Origin of the sequence: Arthrobacter sp. 2MCAF15 (assembly GCF_052115605.1) — a bacterium.
GTDB lineage: Bacteria > Actinomycetota > Actinomycetes > Actinomycetales > Micrococcaceae > Arthrobacter.
Genome location: NZ_JBFRGZ010000015.1, coordinates 34,854 through 47,556 on the forward strand (window position 1 = coordinate 34,854; position 12,703 = coordinate 47,556).

The 12,703-nt window shown below is 66.8% G+C and carries 10 protein-coding genes; all 10 read right to left on the bottom strand.

Annotated elements, in window-relative coordinates; all coding sequences use genetic code 11:
• Position 1 precedes the first annotated feature (1 nt).
• Positions 2–1,576: a putative lipid II flippase FtsW gene (gene ftsW, locus AB4089_RS16585; RefSeq protein ID WP_441410368.1), complete on the bottom strand. Its 1,575-nt coding sequence runs from the start codon at positions 1,574–1,576 to the stop codon at positions 2–4.
• A 2-nt stretch (positions 1,577–1,578) separates the two neighbouring features.
• Positions 1,579–3,180 (bottom strand): UDP-N-acetylmuramoyl-L-alanine--D-glutamate ligase, encoded by a 1,602-nt coding sequence (gene murD, locus AB4089_RS16590; protein WP_441410369.1) that lies wholly within the window; start codon positions 3,178–3,180, stop codon positions 1,579–1,581.
• Positions 3,162–4,271, bottom strand: a complete 1,110-nt coding sequence (mraY, locus tag AB4089_RS16595) for a phospho-N-acetylmuramoyl-pentapeptide-transferase (RefSeq protein WP_441410370.1) — start codon at positions 4,269–4,271, stop codon at positions 3,162–3,164. The genes murD and mraY overlap by 19 nt, the downstream gene beginning before the upstream one ends.
• A complete protein-coding gene (locus tag AB4089_RS16600) occupies positions 4,268–5,833 on the bottom strand; it encodes a UDP-N-acetylmuramoyl-tripeptide--D-alanyl-D-alanine ligase (protein ID WP_441410371.1) in 1,566 nt (521 codons plus the stop codon). Before AB4089_RS16600 ends, mraY begins: the two co-directional genes overlap by 4 nt.
• Before the next feature lie 6 nt (positions 5,834–5,839).
• On the bottom strand, positions 5,840–7,501 hold the full coding sequence (locus AB4089_RS16605) for a UDP-N-acetylmuramoyl-L-alanyl-D-glutamate--2,6-diaminopimelate ligase (protein ID WP_441410372.1): 1,662 nt from the start codon (positions 7,499–7,501) through the stop codon (positions 5,840–5,842).
• Between the two features lie 128 nt (positions 7,502–7,629).
• On the bottom strand, positions 7,630–9,432 hold the full coding sequence (locus AB4089_RS16610) for a peptidoglycan D,D-transpeptidase FtsI family protein (protein WP_441410373.1): 1,803 nt from the start codon (positions 9,430–9,432) through the stop codon (positions 7,630–7,632).
• 41 nt (positions 9,433–9,473) lie between these two features.
• Positions 9,474–10,139 (bottom strand): hypothetical protein, encoded by a 666-nt coding sequence (locus AB4089_RS16615; RefSeq protein ID WP_441410374.1) that lies wholly within the window; start codon positions 10,137–10,139, stop codon positions 9,474–9,476.
• Positions 10,136–11,134 carry a 16S rRNA (cytosine(1402)-N(4))-methyltransferase RsmH gene (gene rsmH, locus AB4089_RS16620; protein ID WP_091564374.1) on the bottom strand — a complete coding sequence of 333 codons (999 nt, stop codon included), beginning with the start codon at positions 11,132–11,134 and terminating at the stop codon, positions 10,136–10,138. Before rsmH ends, AB4089_RS16615 begins: the two co-directional genes overlap by 4 nt.
• Positions 11,135–11,343: 209 nt before the next feature.
• On the bottom strand, positions 11,344–11,772 hold the full coding sequence (gene mraZ / locus AB4089_RS16625) for a division/cell wall cluster transcriptional repressor MraZ (protein ID WP_090956633.1): 429 nt from the start codon (positions 11,770–11,772) through the stop codon (positions 11,344–11,346).
• A 415-nt stretch (positions 11,773–12,187) separates the two neighbouring features.
• Positions 12,188–12,559, bottom strand: coding sequence for a DUF3040 domain-containing protein (locus AB4089_RS16630; protein ID WP_441410375.1), 372 nt, complete (start codon positions 12,557–12,559; stop codon positions 12,188–12,190).
• Positions 12,560–12,703: the final 144 nt, after the last annotated feature.

The window sequence follows — 12,703 nt, forward strand, 5'->3', positions numbered from 1 at the left end:
TTTACGCTTTCGTACGGCTCTTGGCGGGGTTTTTTTGTGCGGGGTTTTTGCTTGGTGTGCTTTTGGCTGGTGCGTTTTTGGACGGATTGCCGGCGGGGTTCCGGGCCGGGTTCGGGGCAGCGCCCTTGCCGGTTGCCTTTGGGGCGGCACCCTTCGAAGCTGATCCCTTCGGTGCGGCGCGGTCGGCGGACTGGCTGGATGCCTTGGCGGCCGCCCGGGCAGCGCGGGTCCTCCGCACGGAATTCGYGAACGCGGCGGGCCCGAACCGGAACATCTTCTTCGGCTGCATCGCCGGGTCCATCTGGGCCCGGGCCAGGGACAAGACCACGCCGATCGCGCACAGCGACATCAGCAGGGCCGAGCCGCCGTAGGAGATGAAGGGCAACGGGACGCCGATCACCGGTGCCAGCCCGGTCACCACGGCCATGTTGACGCTTGCCTGGCCCAGGAGCCAGACCATGATGGCGCCGGCCAGGACGCGGTGGAAGACATCGTGCTGCGCCACGACAACGCGGTAGATGGCGGTGCCGAGGATAGCGAAGAGGATCAGGACGACCAGCGTCCCGACCAGTCCGAGTTCTTCACCGATGATCGCGAAGATGAAGTCGTTGTGGGCTTCGGGGATCCAGCTGTACTTTTGCCGGCTCTGGCCCAGTCCCACGCCAAACCAGCCGCCGGACGCCAGGCCATAAAGGCCGTTGGTGGACTGGTAGTTCAGGTCGGAGCCATCGGCACAGGTCTGGCCGGTCCAGGACAGGATGCGGCACATCCGGTTCGGGCTCGTGACGGCGAGGACGGTCGCGCCAATGGCCAGTATCGCCCCGGATATGCCGAAGAAGGAGAGCCGGACGCCGGCGAAGAACAGTCCGGCGGCCACGATGATCATCACAATCATGGCCGTGCCGAGGTCGTTTCCGGCGAGGATGAGGCCCAGGACGGCGGCGGCTCCAGGGAACACGACCGGAATCAGCGCGTGGCGCCACTCCTGGAGTAGCTTCGCCTTGCGGTCCAGCACCGTGGCCATCCACAGTGCGAGGGCAAGTTTGGCGGCCTCGGAGGGCTGGAAGGTGAAGGGGCCGACGTCGATCCAGTTCTGGTTGCCCAGGGCGCTGCGCCCGACAAGGAGGACCAGGCCCAGCAGCGCAACGGCCAGGAAAATGATGGGCCAGGCGAAGCGCCTGAGCCAGACGACGTTGACGCGGGAGAGGACAAACATGGCGAAGACGCCGAGCGCGGCAAAGCCACCCTGTTTGAGGGCCGCGGAGTAGGGCGACTCCCCCGCGGCGATGGCTTCCACGCTGGAGGCGGAGAGGACCATCATGATGCCGATCGCCGTCAGGGCCAGGGTGGAGCCAAGGATCAGGTAGTACGTGGATCCGTTGCGGGACTTGCCGGTGCCTTCCAGCGCGGACCAGAATCCCCGCATCCAGGCACGCACCCGTGCCGCGGGCGTCACAGTGGGCCGGCGCGCCGACGGCGGTGTTCTGCCCCCGGCGGACTTGGCGCCGGCGGCACCGCCACTGGTGGCCCCGCCTCCGGCGCGGACCGCCGTCGTACGTGTGGGCGTGCTGACCATTGTTACTCCTCGCTGGTCTGAGCCTGCCCTTCCACGAGCTCGCGGACAGCTTCGATGAAGGCGTCGCCACGGTGAGCATAGGAAGAGAACTGATCCATGGAAGCAGCCGCCGGAGCCAGCAGCACAGTGTCCCCGGAGGCGGCCACCTGCGCCGCCGAGGCAACGGCCTGGGCCATCACAGTCTCGCCGAAAATTGGCGAGGGGCCTGCGGCGGCTTTGGCCGTTCCGGCAGTCTGCACGTCTTCAGTCTCGCCCTTGGCCGCCCCGATCACGGGGACATCCGGCGCGTGTCGCTTCAGCGCGGCCTGCAGGTCACTGGAGTCCGTGCCGATCAGCACCACGGCCTTGAGCCGGCTGCCCTGTTCCCGGATCAGGGAGTCGTAATTCACACCCTTGGACAGGCCGCCGGCGATCCACACCACGTTCTGGAACGCCGACAGAGAGGCGGCGGCGGCATGCGGGTTGGTCGCCTTGGAATCGTTGACCCAGAGGACACCCTCGTGCCGGGCCACGGGCTGGATCCGATGGTCTCCCGGGAGGTAGTTCAGCAGGCCCTGGCGGACTGCCGACGCCTCCAGGCCGTAGGCCCGGACCAGGGCGGCCGCAGCCAGCGCGTTCGCCACCATGTGGCGCGGAGCCGCCGACCCAAGGTCGGCAATCGAGGCGAGTTCGGCCGCGCTGTTCTTGCGTTCGGCGATGAACGCGCGGTCCACGAGCAGTCCTTCCACGACGCCGAGCATGCTGATGGCCGGCGTCAGCGTGGTGAAGCCCACGGCCCGGCAGCCTTCCACGACGTCCGCGTCCTCGACCATGCGTTCGGTCTCGATCTGCTCCGCGTTATAGATGCAGGCCTTCTGCGTGTTCGCGTAGACCTTGGCCTTGTCGGCCAGGTAGGAGGCGTAGGAACCATGCCAGTCCACGTGGTCCTCAGCGACGTTCAGGCACACGCTGGCCACCGGTGAGACCGTGTGGCTCCAGTGCAGCTGGAAACTCGAGAGTTCCACCGCGAAGGCGTCGTACTCCACGGGGTCGCGGAGGGCGTCCAGGATCGGGGTCCCGACGTTGCCGACCGCGATGGCTTTGAGCCCGGCGGCCTGCAGCATGGATTCGGTCAGGCCCACCGTGGTGGTCTTGCCGTTGGTGCCGGTAATGGTCAGCCAGTCGGCGGTCTTGCGGCCCTTGCGTTCGCGCACCCGCCAGGCGAGCTCGACGTCGCCCCACACAGGAATGTGGGCCCGCGCGGCTGCGGCGAGCAAGGCCTGGTCCGGCCGCCAGCCGGGGGACGTTACCACCAGGTCTGGCTTGTGGCCGTCGACCTTCGGAACGGACTCCACTGCTTCTTCGCCCAGCAGGACGTCCGCCGCGCCGACGATCCGGAGCGTGTCCGCCTGGGCGAGTGCCTTGGCGCTGGTGGCGGCGTCAACCACCACCACGCGGGCACCGAGTTCAATGAGGGTGTCGGCGGCGGCGAAGCCAGAGACGCCGATGCCGGTGACCACGACGCGCAGGCCGGACCAGTCGGAGTCCCATGTGGTGAGGTCCTGCAGCCGGGGCGAGGTGGAGAGCGGGGAGGGGATAGGTCCGGTCACAGGAGCACCACCCATTCGGCGTAGAAGACGCCCAGGCCGGCGGCGACGAACAATCCGCACAGGATCCAGAACCGGACCACCACCGTGACTTCGGCCCAGCCCTTGAGTTCGAAGTGGTGCTGCAGCGGTGCCATCTTGAAGAACCGCTTGCCCTTGGTGAGTTTGAAGTAGCCCACCTGGATGATGACGGAAAGCGTGATGAGCACGAAGAGGCCGCCGATGAAGGCCAGCAGCAGTTCGGTGCGGGACAGGATGGCGAAGGCGGCGACGGCGCCGCCGATGGCCAGCGATCCCGTGTCGCCCATGAAGATCTTCGCGGGCGAGGTATTCCACCACAGGAACCCGACCATCGCCGCGCTCAGGATGGCTGCCAGCAGGGCCAGGTCCAGGGGGTCGCGGACCGAGTAGCAGCCGCTGCCGGCCTGCCGCGGGGACCCGCAGGCCTGGTTGCTCTGCCAGATGCCCATGAGCGTGTAGGCCCCGAAGACCATGACGGAGGCGCCGGCCGCGAGGCCGTCGAGGCCGTCAGTGAGGTTCACGCCGTTGGTCGCGGCCGTGACGATCAGGTTGGACCACAGCACGAACAGGATCGCGCCGAGCACGGTTCCGGCGAAGGCCAGGTTGAGCCACGGGATATCGCGCACCAGCGAGATCTGGGTGGACGCGGGCGTCAGGCCGGCGGCGTTGGGGAAGTTGAGCGCCAGCACGGCGAAAATGATGCCGACGGCGCCCTGGAGAACCAGTTTTGCCTTGGCATCCAGGCCCAGGCTGCGCTGCTTGGAGATCTTGATGAAGTCGTCCAGGAATCCCACCAGCCCCATACCCACCATGAGGAACAGCAGGAGGAGTCCGGAGGCGCTCGGTCCCGGGGAATGCGGATTCATCATCCACATAATCAGGTGCGTGAGCCCGTAGCTGACAAGGACCGCCAGGACCACCACGGTGCCGCCCATGGTGGGCGTGCCGCGCTTGGTGTGGTGCGAGGTGGGTCCGTCATCGCGGATGAATTGTCCGTAGCCCTTGCGGACCAGGAACCGGATGAAAAGTGGCGTGCCCACGAACGCGAGGAACAGGGCCATTCCAGCGCCCATCAGTAGTGCAATCACAGCTGTGCACTCCCTTCGGTGGCTGTTGCGGCAATTCCCTCAGCAGGTCGCTCGGGAGAGTCTTGGGGGGCTTGTGGGGGTAATGCTATCCGATCCCCCAGATGGCGCAGCCCGATGCCGTTCGATGACTTGAACAGGACCAGGTCGCCGGGCTGGAGCTCGGCCTGGAGCAGCTCGAAGGCCTCGTCCGCGGTCTCGGCGAAAACACATTCGTCGCCCCAGGAGCCCTCATTGACGGCGGAGACATACAGGGACCGGGCTTCCCGGCCCACCACCACGAGGCGGGAGATGTTGAGCCGGACCACCTGGGTACCGACGGCCATGTGCTCACGGATCGAATCCGGACCAAGCTCCAGCATGGCGCCCAGGACGGCCCAGGTCCGGCGGCCGCGGCCCAGCTCGGCCAGCGTCCGCAGTGCGGCCCGCATGGATTCCGGGTTGGCATTGTAGGCATCGTTGATGACCGTCACGCCGTCGGGACGCTCCGTGCGCTCCATCCGCCAGCGGCTGGCGGCGGTCTGCGCGCTGAGCGAGGCCGCGATCTGCGCGCCGGGGATGCCGGCAGCATGTGCCGCCGCCGCCGCCGCGAGGAGGTTGGCGATGTGATGGGCGCCGATCAGCTTGGCGGCGACGTGATGCTGTGTTGTCCCCCGGGTGGCGGTCCCGTGAACGGTCTCGCCGCCGGGCAGGTGAAGCTCAAATTCAGGGTGGCCCTCGGCGTTCAGGTCCACGTCAACGGCGCGGACCAGGTCGGTCCGGGCGTTGCTGTCCTGGCCGTTGACGGCCGGGCGGGAGGTGTAGCCGAGCACGCGGGCGCCGGTCCTGGTGGCCATCGCGGCGACGCGGGCGTCGTCCAGGTTGAGCACGGCGGTGCCGGAGGCCGGGAGGGCCTCCACAAGTTCGCCCTTGGCGACGGCGATGTTCTCGACGCCGCCGAATTCTCCGGCATGGGCGGTGCCGACGCCGAGGACGACGCCGATCTCCGGCTTCACCATGTCCGCAAGGTACCGGATGTGGCCAATGCCCGTGGCGCCCATCTCGATGACGAGGTAGCGGGTGTCGAAGTCGGCTTTGAAGACGGTGAGCGGGACGCCGATCTCCCCGTTGTAGGACCCCTGGGGCGCTACCGTGGAGCCTTCGGTGTCGGCGGCAGCGAAGATGCCGGCCAGAAGGTCCTTCGTGGTGGTCTTGCCGGCGGAGCCGGTAATGCCGATCACCGTGAACGCGGCGCCGGCAGCCTCGCGGTGTGCCCGGATCCGGCGGACGGCTTCGGCGGCCAGCGCGCCCATGGCGAGGACAGCGTCCTCAACGACGACGGCGGGGTAGTTCGTTCCGGCGGCGTCGGCCACCTCGCGCTCCACGAGTGCCAGGACGGCTCCCCGGTCAAAGGCGGCGCCCACGAAGTCGTGGCCGTCGGCGTTCTCCCCCGGTTTGGCCACATAGAGGGAACCCGCCGTGGCCTCGCGGGAGTCGGTCACCACGGAGGCGGGCGTAATTCCCGGTTCCGCGGCAAGCCGGCCGTTGGTTATGTCGGCGATTTCCGCCGCTGTAAGTGCAATCATCTCGGTTTAGGACTCTATCCGGTGGTCTTCGAGAACGGTGAATCCCCGTGCTGTCAAGGCGTTCCGGAGTTCCACCCGGTCATCCAGTGCCAGGTTGACTCCCTTGACCTCCTGCCACACCTCGTGGCCCCGCCCGGCCACCAGGATGGTGTCCGCTGCTCCGGCGAGCTCAACGGCCTTCAGGATGGCGGCGTCGCGCGGGAAAACCTCCAGGACCGTGCAGTCCAGGCCTTCCTCGTCCCTGGCCGCCAGGGCCCCGGCAAGGACGTCGGCGCGGATGGCTGCCGCGTCCTCGTCGTGGGGGTCGTCGTCGCTGATGATCACGGTGTCCGCGAGCCGGGCGGCGATGGCCCCCATAGCGGGGCGCTTGCCCTGGTCACGCTGCCCGGTGGCGCCGAAAACGACGATCACCTTGGACCCGGGTTCCGGTGACCGGACAGCCTCGAGGGCGCGTTCCAGGGCGTCGGGGTTGTGCGCGAAGTCCACCACGGCCGCCGGGGCCGTGGAAACCAGCTGCATGCGGCCGGGCACGGCGACGGTGAAGGGGTCTGCGGCGTCGAGGGCGGCCTGCACGGCGGCAGGCTCATGGCCTCCGGCAAGCACCATCACCGTGGCCAGCGCGGCGTTGGCCACATTGAAGCTTCCCGGCAGGCCGGTGTGGACGCGCAGCTCGGCGCCGTCGCGGTGCCGGAGCACGAAGTCCGAGCCGAGTCCCCGCGGGGTTGTTGTGGCCACGATCCAGTCGGCGGCCTGACCGGCGTCTCCGGTCCCGGTGCCGGGCTGCCCGGCCGTGGCGAGCGTTGTGACCGGGATTTCGGCGGCGGCCGCGAGCTTCCGGCCCCAGGCATCATCGACGGTCACCACGGCGGCACGGGCGCGTTCGGGCGTGAACAGCCGGGCCTTGGTCTGGAAGTATTCCTCCATGGTCCCGTGCAGGTCCAGGTGGTCCTGGGTGAGGTTCGTGAACCCGGCGACGTCGAACACCACGGCGTCCACGCGGTGGAAGGACACGGCGTGGGAGGAGACCTCCATGGAGGCGGCATCGAGCCCGCGTTCGCGCATGAGCGCGAGCAGGGCGTGCACGTCGGTGGATTCCGGGGTGGTCAGCAGGCTCGGGATCGGCTCGGCGCCAGCAAGGATCTCGATGGTCCCGATCAGCCCGGTCCGTTTGCCGAGCGCCTGCAGAAGGGCGTTGATGAAGTAGGTGGTGGTGGTCTTGCCGTTGGTGCCTGTGACCCCGAAGAGCGCGGGCGCCCCGGCGCCGTCGGGCCGGCTCTGGTAGATCAGTGCGGAGAGCCGGCCGACGACGCTGCGCGGCTCCTCGGCCAACAGGACGGGGACGGGGATGTCATTGGCCAAGGCCAGCAGGCGCGCCCCGGCGTCGTCTGTCAGGACGGCTACGGCGCCCGCATCGATGGCCTGGGAGGCAAAGTCGGCACCGTGCCTGGTGGCGCCGGGCAGGGCCACGTAAAGGTCTCCCGGGCGGACTGAGCGCGAGTTCAGGGAGATCCCGGTGACCGTGACAGTGCTGGATGCCCCGGGAACGGCGACGCCGATTGCCTCGCCGATGGCGGCCAGCGGCACCGCGGCAACCGCAGTGGGCCGGAAGCCCGGCGTGGAATCGTGGCCGGACGGCACGGAAGCATCGGGGTCGGTGAGCTCTGACAAGTGGATCTCCGTTGTGGTGCTAGTGGATCGGGCCCATGCAATGGGGGCACGTACGAAGGCGTGCTCGGGTGCAAAGGCACTTGGGGTGGCGCCGGCTGGTGACTGCCGGGCGCCGGATGGATCAGGCGCTATTTCGCGTACTGCGGCAACCGGGCGGGTTCGCCGGTGGAGGGCTGGACGTTGAAAGTGCGCAGCGTCTGGCTCATCACCGAACGGAACACCGGTCCGTTGGTGATTCCGTAGATGCTTCCCTTGGGCCGTTGCAGGACCACCTCAACAATAAACCGCGGATCGTCCATGGGCGCCATTCCGATGATCGAAGCGGTGTAGCCGCAAAATCCGGATTTGCCGTCATCGCATGGGGACTCGGACGTGCCTGTCTTGGCGCCTACCCTGTATCCGTCGATCGCCGCTTCCTTGATCTCGCCCTCGGTGACGGCGCTCTCGAGGATGTCGCGGACCTGCTTGGCGGTCTCCTTGGAAACGACCTGCTGCGGGTCCTTGGCCGGGACTTTCTCCTCGGTTCCGTCCGGGCTGATGTAGCTGTCGATCAGCCGCGGCTGGAGCATCACGCCGTCGTTGGCGATGCTCTGGTAGGCGCGGACGGTCTGGAGGGTGGACTGGGCGACGCCCTGGCCGAAGAGGACGGTGTATTGCTGGCGGCCGTCCCATTGGTCGGCGGGGGTCAGGATGCCCTTGGATTCGGCCGGGAGTCCGATGTCGGGGGCCTCGCCGATGCCGAATTTCCGCAGCCAGTTGTAGCGCTGGTCCTTGCTCAGGCGTTGCCCCACCATGACCGTGCCGGTATTCATGGAGTAGCCGACGATTCCGGCCAGTGTCCGTTGCTCGGTGCCGTGCTCGAACGCGTCGCTGAAGGTCTGCCCGTCCACGGTGTATGTCGGTGGAATGGTGAAGGTATCCAGCGGGCTGGACTTGCCCTCCTGGATCGCGGCAGCGGCGGTGATCATTTTCTCCACGGACCCTGGCTCGTAGGAGGCGGTAACGGCCCGGACTCCGCGGTCCTCGGCGGGAACCTTGCCGGGATCATTGGGATCCGGGGCGTCGGTGTCCGCCATCGCGATGATGTTGCCGGTCTTGACGTCAGAGACGACGATCACGCCCCATTCGGCGCCGAGCTTGTCCTTCTGGCTTTGGATGGCCTGCTGGGAAAAATATTGCAGGTCCGAGTTCAGCGTGAGCTTGATGTCCTTGCCGTTGATCGCCGGCGTCAGCTCGTCCACGCCGACCGGGATCCGCAGCCCGTCCGCGCCGATCTCGAACACGCGCTTGCCCGGCGTTCCCTTGAGGATCTCGTCCTGGGTCTGCTCGAGCCCCGCCTGCCCGGTAGTGCCGTCCTTGAGGAACCCGACAATTCCGCCGGCCACCGACCCGTTGGGGTAGACGCGCTTGCTGGTGCCTTCGGTGACAATGCCCGGAATCTGCAGCTTGGAGACGCGGTCCTCGACGTCGGGCTTCAGGTCCTTGGCCACGATGTAGTACCGCTGGGTTCCGGTCAGGGCCTGGCGCAGGGCGTCGCGGTCCATGCCGAGCACGCCGGCCAGTTCGGAGATGCCCTGGTCCCGGGTGACCTTGACGAGCTCTTCCTTGCCGTCGATGGTTTCGAGCCGGCGGAAGGTGTCCGTCTTGGTGTTCACGGTCTGGTCCACCACCACGTTGTAGCGGATGACGCTGCTGGCCAGGACCGTGCCGGACGAATCGAGGATGCTGCCGCGCTCGGCGGGCAGCACTATGGGCGTGAGCCGGTTGTTGAGCGCGGCTTCCGCCATGCCCCCAACGTCCAGCCCCTGGACCATGAACAGCTTGCCGCCGACCACCAGCAGGAGGGTCAACATGATGCCGAGTCCCCAGCGGAGCCGCCGGGTGGCGCTTGGGGCTTTCGCCTTGCTTGCCTTGCCGGAGTTCTTCGCCACGGTGAGTCCTTGCTGCTTGCCTTGCTGGTGGTCAGTGAACGTTACTGCCCGGGGGTCTTCTGCGCTGGGGCCGGAACCGATCCGCCGTGGAGCTCCACCGCAGGGGTCTTGGGGGCCGCCGCGGCCGGCGCGGGTGCGGGCTTTGCGGCCGCAGGCGCGGTGTCCGTTTCTGCCGGTTTGCGCTGGGCGAGCGGTTCATTTTCCGTGGCCGGCGGGACGACGTTGAGCGCCCCGGCGAGGGCCGGCGCGGCGATAACGGCACCGGGCGCGTCGCCCTTGACCGCCGGCTTGGCCTTTCCGGTGACGCTGAGGGTCGAAAGGTCGATCTGGCCCTTGGCGAGGGAAGCCACCATGCCTAACTCCGTGGCCCTGGCCGCGAGGTTCTGCGGGGCGTCGAAATTTTGGACCTGCTGGGTGAGGTCCTGGTTCTGCTTGGTCAGGGTGGTCTGTTCACTGCGGAGCTGGACCAGCTGGTACTGGGCGGAGGAAACGGAGATGTTCAGGACCAGGACAGCCATGAGGGCAATGGCCAGGAGGCCGAAGCAGAGGACCACGAACGGTGCGCGGCGCTTGCGGGGCACCGAGCGGACCACGGACAGCGGAGTGCGTGCCTTCCGGGTCTGCTCAATTCCCGGGCGGCCGCCTGGCAGGGCACGGGCAGTGGCGCCCTGGGCAACGGGGTAGCTGTTGACGGCTGCGGTGCTCATGCTGCTCTCCTGGCTTTGATGCGTTCGACGGCGCGCAGCCGGGCGGAAGCTGCGCGGGGGTTTTCGGCGATTTCAGCGGCGGTGGGTACCTCGGTGCCCTTCGTCAGGGTTTTGAGTTCGGCTTTGTGCTCTTCGAGCTCGACCGGGAAGCCGAGCGGGGCCGAGGACTTCGATCCGGCCTGGAAGAAGCCCTTGACGATCTTGTCTTCCAGGGAGTGGTAGGACATGACCACCACGCGGCCGCCGAGGGCGATGGCCTCGATGGCTGCCGGGATGGCCCGCTCCAGGACGTCCAGTTCCTCGTTGACCTCAATCCGGAGGGCCTGGAAGGTGCGCTTGGCGGGGTGGCCGCCGGATTTGGCGGCGCCGGCGGGTACCACGGAGCGGATCTGTTCGACGAGCTCGCCGGTGGTCGTGAAGGGCTTTTCGGCACGCGCTGCCACGATCCTGTTCGCGATGCGCCCGGCGAATTTCTCTTCGCCCCATTTCCGGATAATCCGGACGAGTTCTTCTTCGCTGTAGTTATTGACGACGTCGGCGGCCGTCTGGCCGCGGCTGGTGTCCATCCGCATGTCCAGTGGTGCGTCGAAGGAGTACGCGAAGCCGCGTTCCCGTTCGTCCAACTGGAGGGAGGAAACGCCGAGGTCCATGAGCACGCCGTGGACTTCGGTGAAGCCCAGGTCCGCGAGCACGTCCGGGATTTCGTCGTAGACGGCGTGAACGAGGTCGGTCCGGTTGGCGAAGGGAGCCAGTCGCGCCCCCGCCAGAGCCAGGGCTTCCTCGTCGCGGTCGATGCCGATGAGGTGAAGGTCGGGAAAGCGCTGGAGGAGGGCCTCGGAGTGGCCGCCCATGCCAAGGGTCGCGTCGATCACCACGGGGGTTTCGCCGCGGCTCCGGGCTGCCTCGAATCCAGGGGCCAACAAATTGATGCACCGGTCCTTGAGGACCGGTACATGGCGTTCGGACGTAGGCTTCGCCTGGTCGGGATCCGTCATGCCTTCGTCCTTTCGTTGACCGTGTTCATTGCGCTTTGCTGGTTCCGCGTTGCTGGTTGTGGCTCTTAAGCAACGTTCCTTGGTCCAGATCCCCATCCGCGCCTATCCTGCGCCGGCCTGACTCCGGGGAAGTGAGCCAGGACAGCAACCGGATGGGCGGCTGGAGATCTCGATCAAGGAACGTTGTGTGCTGGTGGTTCAGTGGGGGTTCAGAGAATCCCCGGGATGGCGTCGTCGGTTTCCGAGAAGGCGGTTTCCTTTTCGGCCAGGTACTCACTCCAAGCCTGGGCGTCCCAGATCTCCGCGCGGGATCCTGCGCCAATGACGGCGAGTTCCCGGCCAAGACCTGCATATTCCCGGAGCGCCGGCGGAATCGTCACGCGCCCCTGCTTGTCAGGTACCTCGTCAGAGGCCCCAGAGAGGAAAACACGGATGTAGTCACGTGCTTGCTTGGAGGAAATTGGAGCCTCCCGCATCTGCTCGTGAACCCGGCCGAATTCCGCCTCACTGAAGACATAGATGCAACGTTCCTGGCCCCTTGTGAGAACCAGCCCGCTGGCAAGTTCCTCGCGGAACTTTGCGGGGAGGATAATTCGACCTTTTTCGTCCAGACGTGGCGAATGTGTGCCGAGAAACACGGCCCACCGCCTGTCTGTTCTAGTTAGCCCAACGTCCCCTGTGTTGCCACTACCCTCTTACGCCCTCCACATTACTCCACATCGCTCCACAGTCAACGACACGCCCGGGAAGTTTAGACAAATCTGCGGATGTTTATCCCCTTTCTTCCCTGCATTTGCAGGCAAACGGGATTGGTGGGGGAAAGTGGAGCGATTTTGCCTGCTTGCCTCGGCCGCCGTCGCCGATCGACGCCGCGGGGCCGGCGCCGGCGTGATGGAATTTGGCGGCGTGTCCCGTTTTGTGCTGTTTGGTGGTCCCGACCATCCGGAAAATGCCGCCTTAAATGGCGAAAGACCCGCCGAAGCGGGTCTTTCGCCGTCCCCCGGCGAACCGGTGGCGGGAAGTGGAGGGCCTACGGGGCCGTGACGGAGCGGTTCAGGATTCGCCCCCGTGCCGCTCGTCCCAGCGCTGCTCCAGGTTGCTCATGAACGAGCTCCGGGGTTTGCCCTGCTTGCGGCCGCCAGCTGCCCTGGCCTTGCCGACGGCGGAACTGCGCATTGTAGCGAAATAGACACCAGCGCCCATCACCACAAAGCCGAGGACTCCAACGAAGATGTTTTGCATCGAAACCCCGATTAACAACAACAGCACGCCCGCAAGTGTCGCGAGCACACCGATGACGAGGTGGCGGGTGGACCAAGATCGCCCTGGGACCGATCCCATCGAGTTTGCAAACTTCGGGTCGTCCTCATGCAGCTGCTTCTCTAGTTGCTCCAGCAACTTCTGTTCGTGCTCCGAGAGCGGCATCACGACCTCCTCATATCCGCCAACGTCCGGGCGTGACGTGGCCATTGCCCTAATCCCCTAACGCCCGGGCTTCCGAAGTGGTTCCCATTCACCGCCGTTGGTGAAAGGGGCAATTCAAAAGTTCCGTGCCGGTCCTCAGCTGGC

What these genes read in the sequence shown, in the direction of transcription:
- AB4089_RS16615 (WP_441410374.1), bottom strand. Translation starts at nt 10,139, where the DNA reads ATGAGCACCGCAGCCGTCAACAGCTACCCCGTTGCCCAGGGCGCCACT.
- AB4089_RS16600 (WP_441410371.1), bottom strand. Translation starts at nt 5,833, where the DNA reads ATGATTGCACTTACAGCGGCGGAAATCGCCGACATAACCAACGGCCGG.
- rsmH (WP_091564374.1), bottom strand. Translation starts at nt 11,134, where the DNA reads ATGACGGATCCCGACCAGGCGAAGCCTACGTCCGAACGCCATGTACCG.
- murD (WP_441410369.1), bottom strand. Translation starts at nt 3,180, where the DNA reads ATGGGTGGTGCTCCTGTGACCGGACCTATCCCCTCCCCGCTCTCCACC.
- AB4089_RS16630 (WP_441410375.1), bottom strand. Translation starts at nt 12,559, where the DNA reads ATGCCGCTCTCGGAGCACGAACAGAAGTTGCTGGAGCAACTAGAGAAG.